We start from the raw sequence: 869 nt of genomic DNA, 5'->3' as shown, positions 1-869 counted from the left end.
GTTCGATGCCCTCGCTGGGCACCTCCAACCCCTCGCTCACCATGGCCGCCCTCGCGCTGCGCAGCACTGAGCGGATGCACCGGGACCTGGTGGAGCTGCACCGGCCGGCCGCCGTGTCCCGGCCTTCCCCGTCCGTGGCCACCCCGTCCGTGCCCTCCTCGCCCGAACCGTCCTCGCCCTCGGAGCACTCATGACCGGCCTGCCGCTGCCGCCCGTACCCGAGCCGTACCATCTGCCCTTCCACTACGGCGCGCTGCACAACGTCGGGGTCGACTACCTGGTCGAACCCGAGCGGGCCCGCCAGGTGCTCGGCAAGCGCCACCCCGGGTTGGCCGTCGCCGCCTTCGACGGCGGGGCCTGCGTGTCGCTCAACTACCAGCTCTACTTCGCCCAGTACCCGAACGGTGGCGGTATCACCCAGGAGCTGGAGATCAACCTGATCGCCCACCCGGTGTTCGCCGAAGAGCGCATCCCGGTGGTCAACTACGGCCAGTACGCCCGGGGTTACGAGCAGACCAAGCTGCTCGGCATCGCCCGGCTGCACGTACTCTGCGACAACCCGCTCGCCATCGACGCCGGGCGCCGTCTGTACGCCGAACCCAAGCATCCCGGCTGGTTCGAGACCACCATGCCCTCGCTCAACGCGCCCGCCGTGCGCGAGCGGTGGAGCGTCTCCTGTCGCCGTGCCACCCTCGGACCGGACGGGCTGAACCGCCACGGCGAGGAACTCCTGTCCCTGGAAGTCGACTTGATCGGCCTCACCGCCGAGTCGGTCAACAACACCCCGATCACCGGATACGGCACCGACGACGAGGGAAAGCTGCTCGCCGGACCGCTCAACGTCTACCAGCCGTACCGCTACTACGCCC

At 69.6% G+C, this 869-nt stretch carries 2 protein-coding genes; both read left to right on the top strand.

Annotation, left to right across the window (positions count from 1 at the left end):
- Positions 1 to 194 (top strand): hypothetical protein (locus tag ACFQ87_RS46580; RefSeq protein WP_380617109.1); only part of this gene is annotated, 194 nt, incomplete at its 5' end.
- Positions 191 to 869: hypothetical protein (locus ACFQ87_RS46575; RefSeq protein WP_380617108.1), on the top strand; the 679-nt coding region annotated here is incomplete at its 3' end. The genes ACFQ87_RS46580 and ACFQ87_RS46575, both read left to right, overlap by 4 nt.

This window comes from Kitasatospora sp. NPDC056531 (assembly GCF_042794375.1).
In the GTDB taxonomy this organism is placed as follows: Bacteria; Actinomycetota; Actinomycetes; order Streptomycetales; family Streptomycetaceae; genus Kitasatospora.
This window is presented reverse-complemented; position numbering and strand designations above follow the sequence as displayed.